Consider the following 21,917-nt stretch of genomic DNA (forward strand, 5'->3'; position numbering starts at 1 on the left):
CGGGCCGTATTGCGCCCCTATCACACCCGCCATGGATGATACCCCTGTGCTTGGCACCCTCGACCGCCGGTTCCTGAACGTCCTGCGGTGGCGGGGGGCGATCAAGGCGTTGGTCCTGCTAGCGGTCGGCGGGGTCGGCGAGTTGATCCTCGCCGATCAGGGAGTGCAGAACGGCTTGGCCGTCGTCCCCGCGCTCGTGCTGGGCGCGTGGCTGACCTTCGTCGCGCCGGCGCGCAAGTTCGCGCATTGGGGCTTCGCGCTCGACGATCGGGAGCTGCAGGTGGCGCATGGCTGGCTGATGCGGGTGCATACCGTCGTGCCGATCGGGCGGGTGCAGCATATCGACCTGTCGCAGGGGCCGATCGAACGTGCCTGCGGTGTCGCGACGGTGGTGCTGCACACGGCCGGCACCGACAACAGCCGGGTCGCGGTGCCCGGCCTGTCGCGCGCGGCGGCGGAGGGGGTACGCGACCGCATCCGCGCCGCGATCGGCGCATCGCCATGGTGAGCGCGCGCGATGCGGCGCGGCGGCTGCATCCCGGGACCATCGCGCTGCGGATCGTTATCAAGGCGCCGCAGAATATCGCGGGGCTGGTCGCGCTATCGGCAGCGGCGTCGCGCGGCGGGTGGCTGGTGATGGCCGGGGTCGCGGCGCTGGTACTGGTCGGGGCGGGACTGGTCACATGGTTGCGCTGGCGGTCATTCACCTATCGCATTGCGGACGGCGAACTGGTGATCGCCGACGGCATCCTGCACCGCAACCGCCGGTCGATCCCGTTCGGACGCATCCAGGACGTGTCGATCGACCAGAAACTGCTGGCCCGCCTGTTCGGGCTGGCGCGGGTGAGAATCGAAACCGGCGGCGGCGAGGCGGACGAGGCGTCGCTCGACAGCGTGTCGCTGGCCGAAGCCGCGCGGTTGCGAGCGGTGTTGCGCGGGCGGGATGCGCCGGTCGCCGAAGCGGTCGAGCAGGCGCCGGTGCGCGATACGGTGTTCGCGATGGACGGTCGCCGCGTGCTGACCATGGGCCTGTTCGGCTTCTCGCTGGTCTGGGTCGGCGTGCTGTTCGCCGCGATCAACCAGGTCGGCGATCTGATCGGGTTCGACCGGGATATCTGGCGCGACTGGGCGGGGATGGCCCGGCGCGAGGCGATGGCGCTGGCGACGCCGCTGTTCGCGCTGCTCGCCGCCGTCGCCGCGCTGGTCATCGGTGCGATCAGCGGCGTGGCGCGGACCTTCTTCATCGAACATGGCTTTCGACTGGAGCGCGAGGGCGACCGGCTGCGCCGCGTGCGCGGCCTGACCACCCGGACCGAGGTGGTGGTCAGCCTGCGCCGCATCCAGCTGGCGCTGATCGAGCGCGGCATGGTCAGCGGGCGGCTGGGCTGGTCGAGCCTGCGGTTGCAGACGCTGGGCGGCAGCGACGATGCCGGTGGGCGGCAACAGGTCGCGCCGTTCGCGCGCGACGAGGAGGTGACGCGGGTACTGGCGGCAGCAGGCTATCCGCCGTTCGATCCGCTGCCGTTGCGACCGGTCGCCTTCGGCCATGTCGTGCGGGCGGCGTTGCTGCGCGGCGGGGTGCCGCTGGTCGGGGTGGCCATCGCCTGCTGGTTCCTGCCGCTCGCGGGCCTTGCGCTGCCGTTGGTGGCAATCCCGGTGGTCAGCGCGCTGCTGGCGCGGCGGCGGCATCGCTATGCGATCGTCGGCACCACGTTGCAGGTCATGCGCGGCGTGCTGTCCCAGCGGGCATGGATCGTGCCGCTGTCGAACATCCAAAGCGTATCGGTCACCCGCTCGCCGCTGCAACGGCTGCTCGGCATCGCGACGGTGCGGGTCGACACTGCCGGGGCGAAGGGGATCGGGCGGCCGGACATTTCCGATCTGGCGGTCGAGGACGCCTATTCGCTGGCGCGGGCGCTATTGCGGAACGGGTGAAGGAACGGCCGTCGGTTCGGTCCGCCGCCGGACGCCGGCCAGCGGCGCGGGTCCGGCCGGATCGGCTCGCACTGGTGTAGCGGGCGGCGGCGGGGGCGGGGGCGCGACCGCCCGGCGCATGCACTCCGCCGCCGGGCGCGATACCTGCTGGCAATTCCACAGGCGGCGCTCGATCGACTGGGTCCGGTCGCGGAAATAGCCGAACGACATCGCCTCGACCGCTGCGGGTTCGTTGGCGGCGGCGACCTGCGCCGGCACCGCCGCCCGGTCGCGCCAGCCGAGGAACTTGCAGCGCACCCGGTCGCCGCACGCGGCGGCGGCCAGCGCCGGCCAGCCCTCCGGCGATCCGGCGCCGTCAAGCGCGACGAGGAACGTGTCGGGATCGTCGCTGCTGGGGCGTGGCAGCGATCCGCCGGCAAAGCGTGCCGCCAGCAATCCGGCCTCCTGTTCGACCGCCAGCACTTCGGGCAGCTTGTGGACATCCGAATAGGGGGTGAGTTGCCCGATGCGCGGTTCCTCGCCCCGCGCCGCCTGTCGGAACGCGCCGGGGGTGCCCCACCACCCGGCCCAGCGGAAGAACAGATGCGTGTCGACCGCCGCGATCTTCGGCAGGCTCGACTGCCAATAGGGGACGACCCAGTCGGTGTGATAATGGGTGGCATAGCCGACCGGCGCATAGACGCTGCCCGACAGCGCCGCCGCCGCGACCTTGCGCGCGCGTTCCCAGAAAGCTTCGGGGTAGGCGCGGGCGAGCGCGCCGTCGCAGGTGAAGGTGAACTGACACCCGGTACGGCGTTCCGATCCCTGGAAGACGACGCCGCACACGCTCGCCGGAAAGGCGGGGTGGCGGACGCGGTTCAGCACGACCTGCGCGACGGCACGCTGCCCCTTGGTATCGTCGCCCGCTTCGTACAGGACGGCGGCGGCAAGGCAGTCGGTGGCGCGGGCGCGGTTCTCGGCATCGCCGGCGAAGCGGAACGGACGCGCCGCCGGGTTGGGGCCGTCGAAGAACGGCACGGTGGCGTTGAACGCGCGCGCCCCGTCAGGCGGCAGGTTGCGGAACTCGGCCGGTTCGACCGGGGGCGGGGGAATGGCGGGACCTGTGGCAGGGGCGGCAGCGCCACGCTGGCCGGCCGCGATGCGGGGTTCGACGCGGATCGGCGGCACGCGCTCGACGATGACGGCGGGGATCACCGCAGCGGCGAGCGACAGCGCGACGAGCACGCCGTCGAGTGCGGTCGATCCGGTGCGGATGCCGCTTCGGGTCGGCGTTGCGTCGGTTACTGAATGCGCCACAAATTACCCGTTCGGTTCGAGCAGTTTCGAGCCTGTCGAGAAACGTCCGTCGAGAACTTCGCGCCAGCGGCGCCTTCTCGACTGCGGATCTCGACAAGCTCGATCCTCCGCTCGAAGCGAACGGAGTTTGGAAGCGCGCCTAGCCGCTTACTGTTCGGGCAGGAAGTCCGGCACCGACAGATAGCGCTCGCCGGTGTCGTAATTGAAGCCCAGCACGCGCACGCCGTCGGGCAGGTCTGGCAGCTTCTGCAGGATCGCCGCCAGCGTGGCGCCGGACGAGATGCCGACCAGCATCCCTTCCTCGCGCGCCGACCGCCGCGCCATGTCCTTCGCCACGCCTGCATCGACCTTGATGACGCCGTCGATCGCACGGGTGTGGAGGTTGGCCGGCACGAAGCCCGCGCCGATGCCCTGGATCGGGTGCGGCCCCGGCTGCCCGCCCGAAATGACCGGCGAGAGTTCGGGTTCGACCGCGAAGACCTTCAGGTTCGGCCATTTTTCCTTAAGCGTTTCGGCGACGCCGGTGATGTGGCCGCCGGTGCCGACGCCGGTGATGATGACGTCGATCGGCGCATCGGCGAAGTCGTTCAGGATTTCCTGCGCGGTCGTGCGAACATGGACGTCGATGTTCGCCGGATTTTCGAACTGCTGCGGAATCCACGCGTCCTGCGTTTCGGCGGCAAGTTCATGCGCGCGCTCGATCGCGCCCTTCATCCCCTTTTCACGGGGCGTCAGGTCGAAGGTCGCACCATAGGCCAGCATCAGGCGGCGACGCTCGATGCTCATGCTTTCCGGCATGACCAGTATCAGCTTGTATCCCTTGACCGCCGCGACCATCGCCAAGCCGACGCCGGTATTGCCACTGGTCGGTTCGATGATCGTGCCACCGGGCTTCAATTCGCCGGAGGCTTCCGCCGCCTCGATCATGGCCAGCGCGATACGGTCCTTGATCGACCCGCCGGGGTTGGAACGTTCGGACTTGATCCACACCTCGGCATCGCCGAACAGCCGGCGGACGCGGACGTGCGGCGTATTCCCGATGGTTTGCAGGATGGTATCGGCCTTCATGGCTGTGTCTCCTTTGGGATGACTTCCAAATCTTCGGGCGGCGTAAAGCTCCGCGCGGCGCGCAGTTCGGGGAACAGGCGCGACCATAGCATCGTAACGCCGATCGCCAGCACCCCGCCGCCCGCGACCGCGACGACCGGGCCGACCAGTGCGGCAAGAAAGCCGGAGCGCGCCTCGCCCAGCTCGTTCGACCCCGACACGAACAGGGTCGACACCGCGCCGACCCGCCCGCGCATAGCATCGGGCGTGTGTAGCTGGATCAGCGACTGGCGGACATAGACCGATACCATGTCGGTCGCGCCGACGACGAACAGCGATACGAGGGCGAGCAGCGCGGCGGGCGCGAAGTCGCTGCCGATCGCCGCCGGTCCGAACACCGGGATCAGCAACGGCGCGGACAGGCCGAACAGCGCGGTCGCCGCACCGAAGCCCATCACCGACAGCAGCATCTTGGCGCCGACATCCTTCGACAGCGGCTTGACCGCGAACACCGCCGCGACGACCACCGCGCCCAGCGCCGGGGCGGCGCGCAGATGGCCGAGACCGTCCGCACCGATCTGCAGGATGTCGCGGGCATAGATCGGCAGCATCGCCGTCGCCCCGCCCAGCAGCACCGCGAACAGATCGAGCGAGATCGCCCCAAAGACCAGCCGGTTGCGCCGGACATAGGCGAGGCCGTCGAGCATTTGCCGCCACGGGTTCATATTGCCGGTGATCGCCGCACGCGGGATCGGCGGGATCAGGAACAGCATGACCAGCCCGAACAGGAACAGCCCGGCCGACACCGCATAGGGCAGGTAATGGGCGAAGGCGTAGAGATAGCCGCCCATCGCCGGCCCCAGCACCGATCCGCCCTGCCACGCGATCGAACTCATCGCGATGGCGGTCGGCAGTACGGCGGCAGGGACGAGGTTGGGGGCGAGCGCCTGCAACGCCGGCCCGGCAAAGGCACGCGCGACGCCCAGCAGCGCGGCGACGAAGAACAGCCACGGCAGGCTGATCCCGCCGGTATAGGTCAGCCAGGCGAGCAGCAGCGCACAGCCCCCCTCCAGCGCGACCGATCCGCGCGCGATCCAGCGGCGATCGACCCGGTCGGCGACCCAACCGGCGACCAGCGACAGCACCAGCAGCGGCAGGAACTGCGCGACGCCGATGAGGCCCAGCTGAAACGCCGATTCCTTGATCGTCATCGTCTCGCGGGCGATGTCGTACACCTGCCACCCGATGACCACGACCATCGCGATCTGCGCCAACGTATTGGACAGGCGCGCGAGGAAATAGGCGCGGAACGGGCCGATCGATAACGGGTGGGGGGTGGTACGCATGGGGCGGGGTGTAGGTCCGCTGGCGGGGCGGGGCAATGCAGATCGGCTTGGGGGTGTTGGGTAGTGGCTTCATCCTGGTTCGTCACCCCCGCGAAGGCGGGGGTCCATATGCGCCAACCTTGAGGATCATCATGACCGTCAGCGCTTATGGATTCCCGCCTTCGCGGGAATGACGACGGGCGGGAGGCGGCTTATTTCCCCAGGAAGCTGAGCAGATCTTCGGTCAGCCGGTCGCTTTCGGTGGCGAACAGCCCATGCGGCGCGCCGTCATATTCGATCAGCGTGGCGTTCGGCAGCGCCTTGGCCAACGCGCGGCCTGTCGCGTCGATCGGCACCGTCTGATCCGACGTGCCGTGGATCACCAGCGTGGGCACGGTGATCGAAGGCAGGTCGGGGCGGAAATCGGTCGTCCCGAACGATTCCGCACAGGCTAGAGTCGGCTTGAGGCCCGCCAGCATCGCGGTGTTCCACGACAGGTCGAGCACTTCCTCGCTCACCGGGCTAGTGATGAAGCCGACGCCGTAGAACTGGTCGAAGAAGCTGCGGAAGAATTTCGGGCGATCCGCCTTGATATTGTCGGCGATCTCCTGAAGCTGGTCCTGCGGCACGCCGTCGGGATTGTCGTCGGTCTGGAGCATGTAGGGCACGACCGATCCGATGAAGCCGGCCCGGGTCACGCCCTTGCCGCCATGGCGCGACATATAGCGCGCAACCTCGCCGCCACCCATCGAGAAGCCGATCAGCGCGATGTCGTCGGTGACGCCGGTTTCCTTCAGCACATCGGCCAGATCGTCCGACAGCGTGTCATAGTCATAGCCCGACCAGGGCTGGTCCGACCGGCCGAAGCCGCGCCGGTCATAGGCGATCACGCGGTATCCGGCATCGGCCAGCGCCATCGCCTGCGGGTCCCAGCTGTCGGCGCTCAGCGGCCAGCCATGGATCAGCACGACCGGGCGGCCCTGTCCCCAGTCCTTCACGAACAGGCTGGTGCCGTCACGGGTCTTTACATAGGGCATGGCGCGGTCCTCGTTGCGAATTGCTCGTCGGTGAACGAGCGAGCCGCGACGCGGTTGCCTCCGAACGACAACCGTACGGTCAGCGCGGAACGATGCCCAGCACCGGGCGGACGATGCCCCGTTCGGCATCGCGCAGAATCGCCGAGTAGCGTTCCGCCATCTCCGCATGGACCCGCCGCACTTCCGGCAGGCTCGCCTCGCTGGCGCGGTGCCGTGCCTCGTCCAGCCGGCGGCGATAATAGGTAATATTGTCGGTGGGCATCATGGCCTCCTGTACAGTGTACCTGGCGGACCATAGTCTACGCTGTTATGCCAAAGGCGTCGCTGATCCAGATTAAGCATCTGTTCAGTAACGATAATCCTCAGCCCGGTGTCACGAAGCTGTCGAGTACGCGCTTCTGTCCCGCCGTCTCGAACAACACTTCCAGCTTGTTCCCTTCGATCGTTTCGATCGTGCCATAGCCGAATTTCTGATGGAACACGCGTTGCCCGGTCGACAGGTCGCTGCGGCCCTTGTTGCCCAGGCTGATCGCACTCGCCCGCGCCTCGACCACCCGCGACGGGGTGGTGGTGAAGGTGGAGCCTTGCGACGCCGCGCGCTGCCACCCCGGCCCCCGCCCGGTCCCACGCGCGACATCGGCGAAGGGGTCGGCGCGCTCGCTCCAATTCGCCCGCCACAGGCTCTCGCCGCCCGACATCGTCGTCTCGGTTTCGATATGCTCGGGAGGCAGTTCGCCGACGAAGCGCGACGGCAGGGACGAATTCCACTGTCCATAGATGCGGCGATTGGCAGCGTGAAAGATCACGGCCAGCCGCCGCGCGCGGGTGATCGCGACATAGGCGAGGCGGCGTTCTTCCTCCAACGACGCGGTGCCGCCCTCGTCGAGCGAGCGTTGCGACGGGAACAACCCTTCTTCCCACCCGACGCAGAACACCGTGTCGAACTCCAGCCCCTTGGCGGCGTGGATCGTCATGATCGTGACCTTCGGCTCCTCCGCCGATGCCTCGTTGTCCATGACCAGCGACACGTGTTCCAAGAACGCGCCGAGCGATTCATATTCCTCCATCGCGCGGACGAGCTCGGTCAGGTTCTCCAGCCGCCCGGCAGCCTCGGCGGTCTTTTCCGCCTGGTACATGGCGGTATAGCCGCTTTCGTCGAGCAACTGCCGCGCCAGTTCGGCATGCGGCAGGCCCTGCGCCATGTCGCGCCAGCGCGCGAAATCGCCGACCAGCCGCCCCAGCGACTTGCGCGCCGCGCCGGTCAGTTCGTCGGTGTCGAGGATGCGCGCGGCGGCGGTCATCAGCGAACTGCCGGTCGCCCGCGCGAAGCGGTGGATGGTCTGCACCGCCTTGTCGCCCAGTCCGCGCTTGGGCACGTTGACGATCCGTTCGAACGCCAAATCGTCCGCCGGCTGGTTGACGACCCGCAGATAGGCCAGCGCATCGCGGATTTCGGCGCGTTCGTAGAAGCGGAAGCCGCCGACGATCCGGTAGGGCATGCCGATGCCGATAAAGCGTTCTTCGAACTCGCGCGTCTGGTGCTGCGCGCGGACGAGGATCGCGAACTGGTCGAGATTCCTGCCATCACGCTGGCCGCGCTCGATCATCTCGCCGACGCGGCGCGCTTCTTCCGGCCCGTCCCATACACCGATGACGCGGACCTTTTCGCCAACATCGGTCTCGGTCCACAGCGTCTTGCCCAGCCGCCCGCCATTATGCGCGATCACGCCCGATGCCGCGCCCAGGATATGCGGGGTCGATCGGTAATTCTGTTCCAGCCGGACGATCTTGGCACCGGGAAAGTCGCGTTCGAACCGAAGGATATTCTCGACCTGCGCGCCGCGCCACGAATAGATCGACTGGTCGTCGTCGCCGACGCAGCACAAATTGCGCCGCTCCTGCGCCAGCAATCGCAGCCAGAGATACTGGACGCTGTTGGTGTCCTGATATTCGTCGACCATGATGTAGCGAAAGCGCTGCTGATATTGCTGCAACACCTCGCGGTTGGTGCGCAGGATCGTCAGCACGTGCAGCAGCAGATCGCCGAAGTCGCAGGCGTTCACCGCCTTCAACCGGTCCTGATATTCCTGGTACAGCTCGCCACCGCGGCCATTGGCGAAGCGTTCACTCTCCCCGGCATCGACATCGGCGGGGGTCATCCCCTTGTTCTTCCAACCGTCGATCAGGCCGGCGAGGCTGCGCGCCGGCCAGCGCTTCTCGTCGAGATTGGCGGCGACGATCAACTGTTTCAGCAGCCGCAACTGGTCGTCGGTGTCGAGGATGGTGAAGTTCGACTGCAACCCGACCAGTTCGGCATGGCGCCGGAGCATCTTCGCGCCGATCGCGTGGAAGGTGCCGAGCCACGGCATCCCCTCCACCATGTCGCCGACCAGCCGGGCGACGCGCTCACGCATTTCGCGCGCGGCCTTGTTGGTGAAGGTCACCGACAGGATTTCGGACGGATAGGCCTTCCGGGTGTAGAGCAGATGCGCCAGCCGGGCGGTCAGCGCCGCGGTCTTGCCCGTGCCCGCGCCGGCCAGCACCAGCACCGGCCCGTCGGTGGTCAGTACCGCATCGCGCTGCGGTTCGTTCAGGCCGCGCAGATAGGGGGCGTCGGCCGGGGTCGGGGCGGGGGGAGCAAGCGAGGACATCGTCGAACAGGTAGGGAACGAACCGTAAAGCGACAAGCAAGGAAATCGTTTCAGAACCGTCATCAACCTGCCATCATCGCTTCGCTGCGTTGCAACATTGGGTGACTATCGCGCGGCTGCCGGTGGACGGCGGCGTCATCCCGGACGACCGCTGCCGCGACGGGCACCGCATTCGCAGGAGCTATCATGACCAACCGTCTCATCGTCCTCGCGGCGGCCGTTGCCGCCTGCCTGTCGTCCGCCGCCCATGCCGAACAGCGCGAGCCGGTCACCGCCCGTGTGTCGATCGCCGGCCTCGACCTCGGCACCGCCGAAGGCCGCCGCATCCTCGACGCGCGTATCGATCGTGCCGCGATCGGGGCGTGCCGGTCGCGCGCCTTCGGCCTGCGCGGTGTCGCCGATGAAGGCCGTTGCCGCCGCGAAATGCACCGCGACGCGCAGGTCCGGGTCGCGCAGCTGACGCCGGTGAAGCTCGCCAGCGCGAAGTAACACCGTCGTCACCCCGGGCTTGACCCGGGGTCCCGCTTCTTTGGCAACCGGAGTGAGAAGCGGGACCCCGGATCAAGTCCGGGGTCACGAGCTGCATGGGACAGGGTCCTATAATTACGTGACAACGCGCCTGTGTGAACGCTTCTTGCCTTGGAGCGTCAAATTGCTAGGCGGGCGCATGACCCAACCGCACCCCATGCGCGTCGATCGTCGCATCCTGATCGCCAGCCTGATCGGCACCTCGGTCGAATTCTACGACTTCTATATCTACGCGACCGCCGCGACGCTGGTCTTCGGACCGCTGTTCTTTCCGTCGGAAAGCGCGTCGGCGCAGCTGATGGCGAGCTACCTGTCGATCGGCCTCGCCTTCATCGCACGACCGCTCGGCGCGGTGGTGTTCGGCCATTTCGGCGACCGGCTGGGGCGCAAGTCGACCCTCGTCGCATCGCTGATGCTGATGGGCGGGTCGACGCTGCTGATCGCGTTCCTGCCGACCTATGCCATGGTCGGCTGGATCGCGCCGCTGCTGCTGTGCACGTTGCGGTTTGCGCAGGGGCTGGGGCTGGGCGGCGAATGGGGCGGGGCGGCATTGCTCGCGGTCGAGAACGCCCCGCCGGGCTGGCGCGGACGGTTCGGCATGGTGCCGCAGCTGGGCGCGCCGGTCGGGTTCATAGCCGCCAACGGGCTGTTCCTGCTGCTCGGCCTTGCACTGTCCGACGCCGACTTCGCCGCCTGGGGCTGGCGCCTGCCGTTCCTGTTCAGCGCGGCGCTGGTCGGCCTCGGCCTGTGGGTGCGGGTGAAGCTCCACGAAACGCCGGCCTTCGCGAAGGCGCTGGAGCGGGAGGCGCCCGCCGCGGTGCCGATCGCCGAACTGGCCGGCGCGCATCTGCGCGCGACGCTGGCCGGGACGTTCGGGGTCGTCGCCTGTTTCGCGCTCTATTATATCGCGACGACCTTCGTGCTCGGCTACGGCACGACCGCCTTGGGCTACAGCCGCAGCGCGTTCCTCCAGACCCAGCTGATCGCGATCCTGTTCATGGCCATCGGCATCGCGCTTGCCGGATGGCTGTCGGATCGCTCGACCCCGGCCAGGGTCCTTGCCGGCGGCTGTGTCGGCGTGGTGCTGGCTGGCGTGCTGCTGGCGCCGATGGTCGGCGGCGGATCGCTGTTCGTGATCGGCGCGTGGCTGTCGTTCGCGCTGCTGATGATGGGCTTCGTCTACGGACCGCTCGGCGCATGGTTGCCCGCGCTGTTCCCGGCGCGGGTGCGCTATACCGGCGCATCGATGGGGTTCAATGTCGGCGGGGTGATCGGCGGCGGACTGACCCCCAGCATCGCCCAGGCACTGTCGGTGTCGCACGGCTTGTCCGCGGTCGGCGCGGTGCTGGGCGCGGCGGGGATCGCCAGCATCGTCGGCCTGCTGCTGGTCCCCCGCGAGCGATAACCTTTACCCAGTCCGCAGGCTCTGCGCGTCGACCACCGGGTCGGGCACCGGGCAGATCCGGTTGCGCCCGGCGCGCTTGGCTTCATAGGATCGCCGATCCGCCCGGTCGATCAGGCTGTCGAGCGTATCGCCCGGTTCCAGCACCGCCAGCCCGGCGCTGACCGTGATCGGCGGCAGATGCGTGGCGATGGCGGGCAGCGACGCGCGGACCGACTGCGCCGCCAGCCACGCTCCGCGCAGCGTCGTGCGGTCGAGCACGGCGACGAATTCCTCCCCGCCCAGCCGCGCGATCACCGCCGATGCCGGCAACCGTTCGGTCAGCATCGTGGCGAACGCGCGCAGCACGAGGTCGCCGGTGGCATGGCCATAGCCATCATTGACTCGCTTGAAATGGTCGAGGTCGAACAGGATCGCTGCCAGCGGCTCGTCCTGCTGCCAGGACCGGGCCAGCAGCCGCGTCGCGCGCCGTTCGAACCCCCGTCGGTTGGCGATGCCGGTCAGCGGATCGGTTTCCGACGCGGCCACCGACAATCCCATCGCTGCCTTCACCACCAGCAACAGCGTCAACAGTCCCGCTGTGACGATCAGCACGCCGCCGGTCGCCTGAGAGAACAACGCATAGCTGCTGCTCGCATAAGCCTTTGCCGTCGTTCCCGATCCGAACGTCGCCGCGAAAAAGGGTTTGACGACGAAATGCGCGGTCGTCAGCGCGGATGCGATCGCCAGCGCCAGCCACAGCGCGCCGCGCCTGCGCCGCACCGCATCGACCGCAATGACCGTCGATAGCGACGCGCCCAGCGCGAACGGCGCCTGATAGGCGATTTCATACCACAATTCGTTGCGCGGTCCGTTCCAGATCAGCGCCCGGACGACCACGCCGAAGACCAGCAGCGCGATCAGCGGCCCGCGCGGGACCGCGCGTCCCGCCAGCGCGGCCAGTCCGCCCTGCAACAGCACAATGCTGACCAGAAACGACCCATAGCTGCCGATCATGAACAGCGTGGTCGAATCGGTCAGCCGCACGCCCAGTTCGCTCAGCGGCGTCAGCCCGCCGATCAGATAGGCCAGCACGAACCAGGTGACGTAACGCTGTTCGGGATAGGATATCCGGACGATCGCGAACGCGGTCGCGAACAGCCCGGCGATGCAGGCGTTGACGATCAGGGCATATACCGCGCTGTCCATTCCCCATCCCGCCGCTGCAACGATCCGAAAGCCCTATCAGCATTTTTCGGTCGAAATGTTAACGGCGGGAATATTTCGGGATCAAATCAGTCGCAAGAGCGTTATGCGCGCCTTCCCATAGGTGCGTTCCGCATCGACGGTGAATTGGGGCAGGTCCAGCGCCTCGCTCTTGGCGGTTTCGATGCTGACCCACGTCGCCGGACCGATCCAGCCCAGCCGCGCCAGCTTGTCCGCCGCCACGGCGCCGGCGCCGCTGCCATAGGGCGGGTCCATCATCACGATGTCGAGCGGGCGCGGCGCCGGACCGAGCGCCAGCACCGACGTTGCCCGCACGTCTGCACCCGCCACGTCCAGCTTCGCCAGATTGGCGCGCAGCGCGTCCAGCGCGGCCTTGTCCTGTTCGACGAACAGGCAGGTCGCGGCACCGCGCGACAGCGCCTCGATCCCCAGCGCGCCCGATCCGGCGAACAGGTCCGCCACCGCCAGCTCGTCGAAGCTGCCGACCCGGCTGGCCAGCATCGAAAACAATGCCTCGCGGGTACGGTCGGCGGTCGGGCGGGTTGCATCGCCCTTGGGAGCGACGACCGGGCGACCGCGCCATTGTCCTGAAATCACCCGCATCAGCGCTTTCCTCCACCGGGCTTGCCGCCGCCGGGGCGACCGCCCTTGGGCTTGCCCTTGGCGATGCGGGGGGAGGGGCCGGCCTTGGCCCAGCCGCTGGGCTTGCGCTTGGGCCGGTCGACGAAGCTCGCCCGGTCGGCTTCCGCCGCTTCCGCCTGCGTCATCCGCTTGTCGACCGGGCCACGCGCCGTCCGCGCCTCGTCGGTGTGCGCCTGCTCGCGCGGCTTGCGCGGCACGCGGGCCACGCCGTCATAGCCGGGCCGTTCGGCATGCGCCGCCGCCCGCCGTGCCCGCGCATTCTCGGTCGGCCGGTCGCCATAGGCGCGCCGGTCGCCAAGCCCCGGCTGCCGCCGCTCGGCCGGCGTCTGTCCGGCCTGGGTGAGGGGATCGAAGCCCTCGCGTCGCTCGACCGGCCGTTCGGTCACATGGGTGCGCGGGCCGCTCCGCCGGGCATCGCCCTGCAGCCGCGTGCCGAAGCGGGGGCGCTCGCCGCCCGCCTGCGCGCCATCGCCGAAGATGCGCCGTTCGCCGCCGTCGCGGTCCGGCCGGCGCCCGCTGAACCCCGAACGCTGCCCGTCGCGCTCCACGCGCGGGCGGCGTTCGTCGAAACGCGGTCGCTCGACCGGTTCGGGACGCGGCAGCGGCGTCGCCCGCTTCCATGCCTTCAGCGCGGCAGGATCGGCACCCTCCGGCGCGGGCTTGCTGGTCGGCTTGTTGGCCAGCGTCTTGCGGAACGCGACCAGCTCGTGCTGGCGGATCTCGTCGACCTCGCCTTCGGGCAGGTCTTCCAGATAGAAGGGGCCATAGCGAGTGCGGATCAGGCGCGAGACCTTCAGCCCCAGATGTTCGAGCACGCGGCGAACCTCGCGGTTCTTGCCTTCGGTCAGCGTCATCTCGATCCAGGTGTTCGTCCCGGTGCGCCGTTCGAGATTGGCGTTGATCGGGCCGTAGCGCACGCCCTCGATCTCGATCCCCATCATCAGCTCTTCGAGCTGCTGCTGGCTGACCTCGCCGTACGCGCGCGCGCGATAGGTCCGCTCGACCCCGGTCGCGGGCAGTTCCAGACGGCGCTTCAATTCACCGTCGGTGGTCATCAGCAACAACCCCTCGGTATTGAGGTCGAGCCGCCCGACCGGGATCAGCCGGGGGAGGCCCGCCGGCAACCGGTCGTAGATCGTCGCGCGACCCGCGCCGTCACGCTCGGCGGTCAGCGTGCCGGCGGGCTTGTGGAAGCGGAACAGCCGCGTCGGTTCGGGCGCGGCGACGGGCGCGCCATCGACGGTCACGCCCTTCAGATTGGGCAGGATGGTGGCGGGCGTGTCGACGACGACGCCGTTCAGCGCCACCCGGCCGGCGGTGATCATGCGCTCGACATCGCGGCGCGACGCGACACCGGCGCGCGCCATCAGCTTGGCGATACGTTGGCCGTCGCGGGGGGATTCGGTCGGGGATTCAGGGGACGTAACGATGATCTGGGTATCCGTTTGCGGCGACGCGACGAAAGTTTCAGCCGAAGCGGTTCCTTCGTCGCCTTCGCGAGTTTGTGGCTTCGTATAAGCTGGTTGCATCCCGGTGGAAAGCGAGAGGGGATATGTTGTTCGGGCGCAAGAAGCGGCACATCAACCGGATCCTGGTCGTCGAGGACGAACCCCTGGTCGCGTTCGACACCGAACATTTCCTGGGGGCGTCGGGCTTCGACATCCGCGCGACCGTCGACACCGTGGCCGGTGCCTGTGCCGCGATCGAGGGGGATGACGGGCTCGACCTCGTGTTGGTCGACATCAACCTGTCGGACGGCAGCGGGCTGGACGTCGCGCGCGTGGCGCATGGACGCGGCGTGCCGGTGCTGCTGGTGACCGGCAGCTGCCCGCAGGGCGCCCAGGATTTCGCGGCGGGCTGTCTCAGCAAGCCCTATCCGCAAAAGGACCTGATCAGCGCAATCGACGCGATCGACGCGGTGGTGGCCGGCGCCAAGCTGCCCAGGCGGTTGCCGAGTGGGTTCAACCTGTTCCAGACGGCAGCATAACCGTATCTAGGATCCGCTTGGTTCGAGCAGCTTCGAGCCTGTCGAGAAGCGTCCGTCGAGAACGCTGCCCGCGGTTTAGGAAGTTCGTTTCACGCGAAGGCGCGGAGACGCGAAGAAGATAGTTTTCGCGCAGAGGCGCAGAGGCGCGGAGATGATGCGCATGCCGCCATGGCGCCCCCCTCTTTCTGCCGATTGGGACGGCTTCGCCGTAAGAACGGCGCCGGCGTGAATCGCAGTCTCTCTGCGTTCTCTGCGCCTCTGCGCGAACCACTTTTCCTTCTTCTCCGCGTCTCCGCGCCTCCGCGTGAAACCGAATCTTCTTACAACGCTCCGTTCTCGAAAGACTCGAAGCCGCCCGAACCAAAGGGATAAGGCATGCGAAGGCGGCTGGCCCACCTTGCCGCCACCCCCAACCCCTTCTACGGTCGCGCCCCTTCCGGGAGGATTTGAATGACCGAAGCCGCGCCCAAGGGGCTGGCGCTGATCCGCATGGGGCTGAACAACCCCAAGACCGGGGCGATGTTCGCCTTCGGCCTTGCCGCCGGGCTGCCCTTCACCCTGCTGCTCGGCACGCTGAACGCCTGGCTGGGCGAGGCGAAGATCAACCTTGCGACCATCGGCCTGTTGTCGTGGATCGGTCTGCTTTACGCGTTCAAGTTCCTGTGGTCGCCGCTGGTCGACCGGTTGCGCCTGCCGCTGCTGGAGCGCTTCGGGCGGCGGCGGTCGTGGCTGCTGCTGTGCCAGGGGGTGCTGGCCGCGACCTTCCTGTTGCTCGCGATCAGCGACCCGGCGCGCGCGATCGGCTGGTTCGCGCTCATCGCCGTCATCGGTGCCTTCGCCGCGGCGACGCAGGACGTGGTAATCGACGCATGGCGCATCGACGTCGCCGACGAACGCGCGACCCTGGGCATCCTGTCGTCCATCTATCAGCTCGGCTACCGGCTCGCGACGCTGATCGGTGGCGCGCTCGCGCTGGTGCTGGCGGCGCGGATCGGTTGGCAGACGGTCTATGCCGCGATGGGCGTCCTGATGCTCGTGCTGCTGCTCGTCACCTTGCTCGCCCCCGATACGCCGCGGCCGGCGGTGCAACAGGAGGCCGTAGCCGTCACCGGCCCCAGCGCGCGCGACAAGCGTACCGGCCTGATCATCGTCGGCCTGTGCTGGGGCTGGGCGATCGTCACCATCGGTGCGTTCATGGCGCGGGTGCTCGCGACGCCCGCCGGCCAGACTCCGCCCAGCGTCGGCGACTTCACCCGGCTGACCGGCTTCTGGATCGTCATCGCGACCGTCATGATACCCGCGCTGGTCGCCGCGTGGCTCAACCGCCGCGCGCTCAACGCCCAATATTTCGGCTGGGAGCAAGAGGGCGCGGCGCCTGCCAGCGGCTTCGTCGAACATGGCTATCGCGCGCTGATCCTGCCAATGGCCGAGCTGGTCGGGCGGCTGGGCTTCGGCGTGGTGATCGTGCTCGGCCTGATCCTCAGCTACCGGCTGTGCGATTCGATCTGGGGGCCGTTCGCCTATCCCTTCTATCTGGAGGAGCTGAAATACACGAACGACGAGGTCGCCTTCGCCTCCAAGATCTTCGGCGTGGGCATGACCATCCTCGGCGTGTCGCTGGGCGGTATCTCGTTCGCGATGCTCGGGCGGATGCCGACGCTGTTGATCGGCGCGATCGTCGCGGCGGCCAGCAACCTGCTCTATGCCGATCTGGCCGCAGGTGCGCCGGTGATCGATGCGGTGGCGGGGACGCTCGGCCTGCATGGGCTGGGCGCCGATGCGCGGATGGTTCGGCTGATGGTGGCGATTTCGGGCGAGAATATCGCGGGCGGTTTGGCCGGGGCGGCATTCGTCGCCTATCTCTCCTCGATCGCCAGCAAGGAACATAGCGCGGTCCAATATGCGCTGCTGTCGTCGCTGACGCTGCTGGTCGGCTCGCTCGGCCGCGCGGGGCTGGGCGAAGCGGTCGAGCAGATGGGCTATGCCCCGGTGTTCCGCTTCACCGCCGCACTGGGTCTGGTCGCGGTGGTGTTCGTGCTGCTCGAATGGGTGCGGTGGAAGCGGGAGCTTCGTAAGGGTTGATTCACGCGGAGGCGCGGAGGCGCAGAGAAGTTGTACCTACCGCGACAGCGGCTCTCGATCTTGGAGCGCAGGTAAGAGCAGGCTTCGCCGACTCGATAACACCCGCCAGCTTCGAAACCTCTCTGCGCCTTCGCGCCTCCGCGCGAAAACTAATCTTCTTCGTGCCTCCGCGCCTTCGCGTGAACAAAAACTAAACCGGCACCTCGTCATTCGCCGCCAGCACCGTACCCGCCAGATACAGCGACCCAGCGATCAGCACTGCCTCCGGCTCCGATCGCGCCAGCAGGTCCAGTGCCGCCGCCGGATCGGTCGCGACATCGGCGGTCAGCCCCAGTCCCCGCGCAACCTTTGCCAGATCGGCCGGCGCGTGATGCGCATGGCCCGGCACCGGCACCGCGACGACATGGTCGACCACCTCGGCCAGATGCCGCAGCACCGCACCGGCATCCTTGTTGGTGAGCATCCCCAGCACCAGCGCCGAGCGTTCGCCCCGCGCGATCCCCGGCCAGACCCGCGCGACCTCGATCGCCGCAGACTCGTTATGTGCGCCGTCCAGCCACACGCCATGGCGCGGATCGACCCGCCCGGTCAGCGGCCCGCCCGGCCGCAGCCGCTGCATCCGCGCCGGCCAGTGCGCCGCGCGCCCACCGGCAACGATCGCCGCATCGGGCACGTGCACCGCCGACTGATGCCGCAGCATCGCCGTTGCCAGCGCCAGATTGTCACGCTGGTGCCGCCCTGCCAGCGCCGGTTCGGGCAGATCGAGGCCACCGGCCGCATCGCGATACCGCCCGCCCTCGACGTCCCATCCATCGCCCCGCGCGACCAGCACGCCCCCGGCCACCGCAACCGTCTCAGCCACCCGCGCCGCGATCTCGGGTGGATAGGCAAGCGTCACGATCGGCACGCCCGGCTTGGCGATCCCGGCTTTCTCGCCGGCGATCCCGACCAGCGACGACCCGAGGAACGCCTCATGATCGATCCCCAATGCGGCGATTCCGCAGGCGGCCGGGGCAGGGAGGACGTTGGTCGCGTCCAGCCGTCCGCCTAAGCCCACCTCGATCACGCACGCGTCGGCCGGCGTCCGCGCGAACGCAACGAACGCGGCGGCGGTGGTGATCTCGAAAAAGCTGGCTCCGATCCCCTCGGCCACGTCCAGCACTTCGCGCAAGAGGTCGGCCAATGCCGTATCGTCGATCAGCGTGCCTGCCAGCCGGATGCGTTCGTTGAACCGCACCAGATGCGGGCTGGCATAGACATGGACCCTGAGCCCCGCCGCCTCCAGCGCCGCGCGCAGATAGGCGCAGGTCGATCCCTTGCCATTGGTGCCGGCGACATGGAACACCGGCGGCAGCCGCATATGCGGGTCGCCCAGCCGGCCCAGCAGCCGAGTGATCCGGTCGAGGCCGAGAATGTCGGCCCCCGGCGACAGGGTGACCAGCCGGTCGAACTGCGCTTGTACGGCGGGGTCGGCAGATATCGCGAAATCGGGCATCTCAAAATCCTCCCCGCTACGCGGGGAGGGGGACCATGCGAAGCATGGTGGAGGGGGCTGGCCATCTCCACAACGGTTGCGTTTCGCCGCGATCCCCCTCCACCACCGCTATGCGGCGGTCCCCCTCCCCGCGGAGCGGGGAGGAACTGGCTGTCAGGCCGCTTCCTTGCGCCCCAGAAACTCGATCAGCTGCGCCAGCTCGCCCGGCAGATCGCGGCGATGCGTCACGCGGTCGATCAGGCCATGGTCGCGATAATATTCCGACGTCTGGAAATCGTCGGGCAGCTTCTCGCGGATCGTGCTCTCGATCACGCGTCGTCCGGTGAACGCCAGCGTCGCCTTCGGCTCGGCGATCTGCACGTCGCCCAGCATCGCATAGGCTGCCATGACCCCGCCCGAGGTCGGATCGGTCAGTACGACCAGATAGGGCAGGCCGGCATCGTGCAGCATCTCGATCGCAACGGTCGTACGCGGCATCTGCATCAGGCTGAGGATACCCTCCTGCATCCGCGCCCCGCCGCTGGCGGTGAAGACGATATAGGGCACGCCGCGCGCGATCGCCGCCTCCACGCCCGCAATGAACGCCTCGCCGACATACTGACCCATCGACCCGCCCATGAACGCGAAATTCTGCACGCCGATCACGCAGCCCTTGCCCTGGATCGTGCCATAGGCGTTGCGATACGCGTCCTGCTCGCCGGTATCGGTCCGCGCGGTCTTCAGCCGGTCGACATAGCGCTTGCTGTCGCGGAACTTCAGCGGGTCCTCGGCGACCTTCGGGTTCGGCAGGATCTCGACGCTGCCGGCATCGAACAGCTGTTCGAACCGCTCCTTCGGCCCTATGCGGCCGTGATGGTCGCATTTCGGGCAGACGTGCAGATTTTCTTCCCATTCCTTGGTGAAGATCATCTGCCCGCATCCCTTGCACTTGTGCCAGAGATGGTCGGGCGTTTCCTTGCGCGCGACGAAGGGGAGGGCGTTACGGACGCGGTTGAGCCAGCTCATGCGGGTTCCCTGCTCGCGGCGGCAACGGCCGAGGCGAGGCTTTCGATATAGGTGCGGACGGGTTCGGCGGCTTGCGTGCCATGCTCGGCGACGATCTCGACGATTGCCGATCCCACGACGACGCCGTCGGCCACGCGGGCGATATTGGCGGCCTGTTCGGGCGTACGCACGCCGAACCCGACCGCGATCGGCAGGTCGGTCGCGGCCTTCAACCGGGCGACCGCCTCGTCGATCGACGTCTGCACCGCCTGCTGCTTGCCGGTGATCCCGGCGACCGAGACATAATAGAGGAAGCCGCCGGCCCCCTCCAGCACTGCCGGCAGGCGCGCGGCATCGGTGGTCGGGGTCGCCAGCCGGATCGGCGCGATGCCATGCGCGCGCAGCGTCGTGCCGAGGCTGTCATCCTCCTCGGGCGGAATATCGACGCAGATCACCCCGTCGACCCCGGCCGCGACGCACCCTTGCGCAAACCACTCGGCGCCGCGCCGCACCATCGGATTGGCATAGCCCATCAGCACCAAAGGTACGTCGGGATGGCGCTCGCGGAAACCCGTGGCGATCCGCAGCACATCGGCGGTGCGCGTGCCGGCGTTCAGGCTGCGGATATTGGCCGACTGGATCGCCGGGCCATCGGCCATCGGATCGGTGAACGGCATGCCGAGTTCGATCACGTCCGCGCCACCGGCTACGAGCGCGTCGAGAATGGCGGGCGTCGCGTCGGGCGTCGGGTCACCGGCGGTGACGAAACAGACGAGCGCCGGACGGCCTTTTGCAAAGGCAGCGACAAGACGAGAGGAGGTCATTGGGAATATTCGAGGTTTTGTTTCGGCCACTTCTCATCAAACCATTTGAACCATGGACGGGCTAGCAATGCGGTGATGCCGCCGGTTGCTGGCGCGAGATATCGCGGAAGCCCGATCAAGGGTAGGCCCCAGTCCGCTATGAAAAATAGCAGCGTGAACAGCGCGAACGATGCCGCAAAAAGCGCGATCTTGATGGAACGTCGTTTGAGGCTGCCTGGCGATGATTTCATTAAATCGCCACCCCCAGCGCCGACGCCACGGTGAAGATATCCTTGTCCCCCCGCCCGCACAGGTTCGCCAGGATGATTTGGTCGCCGCGCATGGACTTCGCCCGCCGCGCCACCGCCGCAATCGCATGCGCCGGTTCCAGCGCGGGGATGATCCCCTCGGTCCGGCACAGCAGCTGGAACGCATCCAGCGCCTCCTTGTCGGTCGCGCTGTCATATTCGACCCGCCCGATATCGCGCAGCCAGGCATGTTCCGGCCCGATGCCCGGATAATCGAGGCCGGCCGAGATCGAATGCCCCTCGGCGATCTGCCCGTCCTCGTCCTGCAGCAGATAGGTCTTGTTGCCGTGCAGGATGCCCGGGAACCCACCGGCCAGCGATGCGGCATGGTCCTTGTCCAGCCCATGCCCCGCCGCCTCGACGCCCAGCATCGCCACATCGGCATCGTCGAGGAACGGGTGGAACAGCCCGATCGCGTTCGACCCGCCGCCGATCGCCGCGACCAGCAGGTCGGGCAGGCGTCCGGTCCGCTCCAGCATCTGCGCCCGCGCTTCGCGGCCGATGATGCTCTGGAAATCGCGCACCAGCTCCGGATAGGGATGCGGACCGGCGGCGGTGCCGATGATGTAGAAGGTGTCGTGGACGTTCGCGACCCAGTCGCGCAAGCCTTCGTTCATCGCATCCGACAGCGTCGCCGCACCCGACGTTACCGGACGGACTTCCGCCCCCAGCAGCTTCATGCGGAACACATTGGGCTGCTGTCGCTCGACGTCCTTGGCACCCATATAGATGACGCAGGGCAGGCCGAAGCGCGCGCAGACGGCGGCGGTCGCCACGCCATGCTGGCCCGCACCCGTCTCGGCGATGATCCGCGTCTTGCCCATCCGGATCGCGAGCAGGATCTGCCCGATGCAGTTGTTGATCTTGTGCGCGCCGGTATGGTTCAGCTCGTCGCGCTTGAACCACACCTGCGCGCCCATGCCCGGCTCCGCGCCGCTACGCAGCGTCTCCGACAGCCGCTCGGCATGATAGAGCGGGCTGGGACGACCGACATAATGGGTCATCAGATCGTCGAACTGCGCCGCGAATGCCGGGTCGGCCTTCGCCGCCTTGTACTCGCGGTCGAGGTCGAGGATCAGCGGCATCAGCGTTTCCGCGACATAGCGGCCGCCGAAATCGCCGAAATGCCCACGCTCGTCAGGCTGGGCGCGATAGCTGTTGGGGGCGTTCATGGCGACGCTCGTTACGC

Annotated in this window: 20 protein-coding genes; 6 read left to right on the forward strand and 14 right to left on the reverse strand. The window is 68.0% G+C overall.

Features of this window, described 5'->3' with window-relative positions; all coding sequences use genetic code 11:
- Window positions 1-31 precede the first annotated feature (31 nt).
- Window positions 32-508 (forward strand): PH domain-containing protein, encoded by a 477-nt coding sequence (locus PPZ50_RS07615; protein WP_066686662.1) that lies wholly within the window; start codon window positions 32-34, stop codon window positions 506-508.
- Window positions 502-1,935: a PH domain-containing protein gene (locus tag PPZ50_RS07620; protein ID WP_066686664.1), complete on the forward strand. Its 1,434-nt coding sequence runs from the start codon at window positions 502-504 to the stop codon at window positions 1,933-1,935. Before PPZ50_RS07615 ends, PPZ50_RS07620 begins: the two co-directional genes overlap by 7 nt.
- Here the strand turns inward: PPZ50_RS07620 and PPZ50_RS07625 are convergent.
- From PPZ50_RS07625 to PPZ50_RS07650, 6 genes are all read right to left on the reverse strand, one after another.
- Window positions 1,918-3,231 (reverse strand): cell wall hydrolase, encoded by a 1,314-nt coding sequence (locus tag PPZ50_RS07625; protein WP_232307811.1) that lies wholly within the window; start codon window positions 3,229-3,231, stop codon window positions 1,918-1,920. The genes PPZ50_RS07620 and PPZ50_RS07625 overlap by 18 nt on opposite strands.
- 147 nt (window positions 3,232-3,378) lie before the next feature.
- Window positions 3,379-4,299, reverse strand: coding sequence for a cysteine synthase A (cysK, locus tag PPZ50_RS07630; RefSeq protein WP_066686666.1), 921 nt, complete (start codon window positions 4,297-4,299; stop codon window positions 3,379-3,381).
- Window positions 4,296-5,624: an MFS transporter gene (locus PPZ50_RS07635; RefSeq protein WP_066686669.1), complete on the reverse strand. Its 1,329-nt coding sequence runs from the start codon at window positions 5,622-5,624 to the stop codon at window positions 4,296-4,298. The genes cysK and PPZ50_RS07635 overlap by 4 nt, the downstream gene beginning before the upstream one ends.
- Window positions 5,625-5,815: 191 nt before the next feature.
- A complete protein-coding gene (locus tag PPZ50_RS07640; protein ID WP_066686672.1) occupies window positions 5,816-6,640 on the reverse strand; it encodes an alpha/beta fold hydrolase in 825 nt (274 codons plus the stop codon).
- A gap of 79 nt (window positions 6,641-6,719) precedes the next feature.
- Window positions 6,720-6,902 carry a hypothetical protein gene (locus PPZ50_RS07645; protein ID WP_126012629.1) on the reverse strand — a complete coding sequence of 61 codons (183 nt, stop codon included), beginning with the start codon at window positions 6,900-6,902 and terminating at the stop codon, window positions 6,720-6,722.
- A gap of 100 nt (window positions 6,903-7,002) precedes the next feature.
- A complete protein-coding gene (locus tag PPZ50_RS07650; protein ID WP_066686678.1) occupies window positions 7,003-9,291 on the reverse strand; it encodes an ATP-dependent helicase in 2,289 nt (762 codons plus the stop codon).
- A gap of 186 nt (window positions 9,292-9,477) precedes the next feature.
- On the opposite strand from PPZ50_RS07650, the gene PPZ50_RS07655 reads away from it, so the two are divergent.
- Window positions 9,478-9,780, forward strand: coding sequence for a UrcA family protein (locus PPZ50_RS07655; protein ID WP_066686680.1), 303 nt, complete (start codon window positions 9,478-9,480; stop codon window positions 9,778-9,780).
- Between the two features lie 196 nt (window positions 9,781-9,976).
- Entirely contained in the window at window positions 9,977-11,224 is a 1,248-nt protein-coding gene (locus PPZ50_RS07660; RefSeq protein WP_066686682.1) for an MFS transporter, read from the forward strand.
- A gap of 3 nt (window positions 11,225-11,227) precedes the next feature.
- Here PPZ50_RS07660 and PPZ50_RS07665 read toward each other — a convergent pair whose 3' ends face one another.
- From PPZ50_RS07665 to PPZ50_RS07675, 3 genes are all read right to left on the reverse strand, one after another.
- Window positions 11,228-12,409 carry a GGDEF domain-containing protein gene (locus PPZ50_RS07665; protein ID WP_066686683.1) on the reverse strand — a complete coding sequence of 394 codons (1,182 nt, stop codon included), beginning with the start codon at window positions 12,407-12,409 and terminating at the stop codon, window positions 11,228-11,230.
- An 81-nt stretch (window positions 12,410-12,490) separates the two neighbouring features.
- Window positions 12,491-13,030, reverse strand: coding sequence for a 16S rRNA (guanine(966)-N(2))-methyltransferase RsmD (gene rsmD / locus PPZ50_RS07670; RefSeq protein ID WP_066686684.1), 540 nt, complete (start codon window positions 13,028-13,030; stop codon window positions 12,491-12,493).
- Window positions 13,030-14,436, reverse strand: a complete 1,407-nt coding sequence (locus PPZ50_RS07675; protein WP_232307812.1) for a pseudouridine synthase — start codon at window positions 14,434-14,436, stop codon at window positions 13,030-13,032. Before PPZ50_RS07675 ends, rsmD begins: the two co-directional genes overlap by 1 nt.
- A gap of 185 nt (window positions 14,437-14,621) precedes the next feature.
- Between PPZ50_RS07675 and PPZ50_RS07680 the strand changes: the two genes are divergently transcribed.
- Together PPZ50_RS07680 and PPZ50_RS07685 are read left to right on the forward strand one after the other, a co-directional pair.
- Window positions 14,622-15,056, forward strand: a complete 435-nt coding sequence (locus PPZ50_RS07680; protein WP_066686686.1) for a response regulator — start codon at window positions 14,622-14,624, stop codon at window positions 15,054-15,056.
- A gap of 450 nt (window positions 15,057-15,506) precedes the next feature.
- Window positions 15,507-17,138, forward strand: a complete 1,632-nt coding sequence (locus tag PPZ50_RS07685; RefSeq protein WP_066686687.1) for an AmpG family muropeptide MFS transporter — start codon at window positions 15,507-15,509, stop codon at window positions 17,136-17,138.
- Window positions 17,139-17,328: 190 nt separating this feature from the next.
- Here PPZ50_RS07685 and PPZ50_RS07690 read toward each other — a convergent pair whose 3' ends face one another.
- The 5 genes from PPZ50_RS07690 to trpB form a co-directional block, all read right to left on the reverse strand.
- A complete protein-coding gene (locus tag PPZ50_RS07690; RefSeq protein WP_066686688.1) occupies window positions 17,329-18,633 on the reverse strand; it encodes a bifunctional folylpolyglutamate synthase/dihydrofolate synthase in 1,305 nt (434 codons plus the stop codon).
- A 153-nt stretch (window positions 18,634-18,786) separates the two neighbouring features.
- Window positions 18,787-19,638 carry an acetyl-CoA carboxylase, carboxyltransferase subunit beta gene (accD, locus tag PPZ50_RS07695; protein ID WP_066686690.1) on the reverse strand — a complete coding sequence of 284 codons (852 nt, stop codon included), beginning with the start codon at window positions 19,636-19,638 and terminating at the stop codon, window positions 18,787-18,789.
- The gene (gene trpA, locus PPZ50_RS07700) at window positions 19,635-20,441 is read right to left on the reverse strand and encodes a tryptophan synthase subunit alpha (protein ID WP_066686692.1); all 807 of its coding nucleotides are present in this window, start codon (window positions 20,439-20,441) and stop codon (window positions 19,635-19,637) included. The genes accD and trpA overlap by 4 nt, the downstream gene beginning before the upstream one ends.
- Window positions 20,438-20,671 (reverse strand): hypothetical protein, encoded by a 234-nt coding sequence (locus tag PPZ50_RS07705; RefSeq protein ID WP_066686710.1) that lies wholly within the window; start codon window positions 20,669-20,671, stop codon window positions 20,438-20,440. Before PPZ50_RS07705 ends, trpA begins: the two co-directional genes overlap by 4 nt.
- Window positions 20,671-21,900, reverse strand: coding sequence for a tryptophan synthase subunit beta (gene trpB, locus PPZ50_RS07710; RefSeq protein WP_066686713.1), 1,230 nt, complete (start codon window positions 21,898-21,900; stop codon window positions 20,671-20,673). Before trpB ends, PPZ50_RS07705 begins: the two co-directional genes overlap by 1 nt.
- Window positions 21,901-21,917: the final 17 nt, after the last annotated feature.

This window comes from Sphingomonas hankookensis, from assembly GCF_028551275.1.
Classification (GTDB): domain Bacteria; phylum Pseudomonadota; class Alphaproteobacteria; order Sphingomonadales; family Sphingomonadaceae; genus Sphingomonas; species Sphingomonas hankookensis_A.

Coding starts and splice junctions, on each gene's coding strand:
- rsmD (WP_066686684.1), bottom strand. CDS start 13,030: ATGCGGGTGATTTCAGGACAATGGCGCGGTCGCCCGGTCGTCGCTCCC.
- trpB (WP_066686713.1), bottom strand. CDS start 21,900: ATGAACGCCCCCAACAGCTATCGCGCCCAGCCTGACGAGCGTGGGCAT.
- PPZ50_RS07660 (WP_066686682.1), top strand. CDS start 9,977: ATGCGCGTCGATCGTCGCATCCTGATCGCCAGCCTGATCGGCACCTCG.
- PPZ50_RS07665 (WP_066686683.1), bottom strand. CDS start 12,409: ATGGACAGCGCGGTATATGCCCTGATCGTCAACGCCTGCATCGCCGGG.
- PPZ50_RS07675 (WP_232307812.1), bottom strand. CDS start 14,436: ATGGCGCGCGCCGGTGTCGCGTCGCGCCGCGATGTCGAGCGCATGATC.
- PPZ50_RS07655 (WP_066686680.1), top strand. CDS start 9,478: ATGACCAACCGTCTCATCGTCCTCGCGGCGGCCGTTGCCGCCTGCCTG.
- PPZ50_RS07690 (WP_066686688.1), bottom strand. CDS start 18,633: ATGCCCGATTTCGCGATATCTGCCGACCCCGCCGTACAAGCGCAGTTC.
- accD (WP_066686690.1), bottom strand. CDS start 19,638: ATGAGCTGGCTCAACCGCGTCCGTAACGCCCTCCCCTTCGTCGCGCGC.
- PPZ50_RS07650 (WP_066686678.1), bottom strand. CDS start 9,291: ATGTCCTCGCTTGCTCCCCCCGCCCCGACCCCGGCCGACGCCCCCTAT.
- cysK (WP_066686666.1), bottom strand. CDS start 4,299: ATGAAGGCCGATACCATCCTGCAAACCATCGGGAATACGCCGCACGTC.
- PPZ50_RS07635 (WP_066686669.1), bottom strand. CDS start 5,624: ATGCGTACCACCCCCCACCCGTTATCGATCGGCCCGTTCCGCGCCTAT.
- PPZ50_RS07685 (WP_066686687.1), top strand. CDS start 15,507: ATGACCGAAGCCGCGCCCAAGGGGCTGGCGCTGATCCGCATGGGGCTG.
- PPZ50_RS07615 (WP_066686662.1), top strand. CDS start 32: ATGGATGATACCCCTGTGCTTGGCACCCTCGACCGCCGGTTCCTGAAC.
- PPZ50_RS07640 (WP_066686672.1), bottom strand. CDS start 6,640: ATGCCCTATGTAAAGACCCGTGACGGCACCAGCCTGTTCGTGAAGGAC.
- PPZ50_RS07705 (WP_066686710.1), bottom strand. CDS start 20,671: ATGAAATCATCGCCAGGCAGCCTCAAACGACGTTCCATCAAGATCGCG.
- PPZ50_RS07680 (WP_066686686.1), top strand. CDS start 14,622: ATGTTGTTCGGGCGCAAGAAGCGGCACATCAACCGGATCCTGGTCGTC.
- trpA (WP_066686692.1), bottom strand. CDS start 20,441: ATGACCTCCTCTCGTCTTGTCGCTGCCTTTGCAAAAGGCCGTCCGGCG.
- PPZ50_RS07645 (WP_126012629.1), bottom strand. CDS start 6,902: ATGCCCACCGACAATATTACCTATTATCGCCGCCGGCTGGACGAGGCA.
- PPZ50_RS07620 (WP_066686664.1), top strand. CDS start 502: ATGGTGAGCGCGCGCGATGCGGCGCGGCGGCTGCATCCCGGGACCATC.